We start from the raw sequence: 502 nt of genomic DNA, 5'->3' as shown, positions 1-502 counted from the left end.
CTACCTTGACGAACTACTCGAGGCGGCGGAAGAGGGGGGCACGTAAGATATCCATACGCACCTCCGCACGTCGTGGCCACGAAAACACCATGATTCCGAAGATCATCAAAACACCACTCGTTAAAGCCGTCCGCGTCAGCATCGACTTCATCAAATATTTCGCGGTGTTCGTCGCCGCACTTGCCCTCCCTGCGGTCCTATTTGGTGCGGACCTCATCGGCAAGTTCACTGCCCTCGTACTGATGCTCGCGCTGCTACTCGTTGTGGGGAGCTACGGCAAATCTGTGCTGTTCTAACTGCGTTTTCGTCCGATAACAGATCTGTCTCCAGTTCTGAGCAGTGACGTAGTTTCAACTAGCTAAGATAACACGGTGAGAATTGCAGTTCAATACCTGTACCAACGTACAAATTGATGAACCTTGTTTGTACTTTATTTGATATGATTGGGATTTCAACACAACTGGTAAATGGTATTGTTCGAAATACCAAGCTGTCCACGACT

The 502-nt window shown here is 49.0% G+C and carries 1 protein-coding gene; it reads left to right on the top strand.

Annotation, left to right across the window (positions count from 1 at the left end; all coding sequences use genetic code 11):
• Nucleotides 1-296: hypothetical protein (locus C5B91_RS21495; RefSeq protein ID WP_233547884.1), on the top strand; the 296-nt coding region annotated here is incomplete at its 5' end.
• Nucleotides 297-502 lie beyond the last annotated feature (206 nt).

Origin of the sequence: Haloferax sp. Atlit-10N (assembly GCF_003586325.1) — an archaeon.
Taxonomy (GTDB): Archaea; Halobacteriota; Halobacteria; order Halobacteriales; family Haloferacaceae; genus Haloferax; species Haloferax prahovense.
The sequence above is the reverse complement of the archived record's forward strand: the minus strand, read 5'-3'. Positions and strand labels throughout refer to the sequence as shown.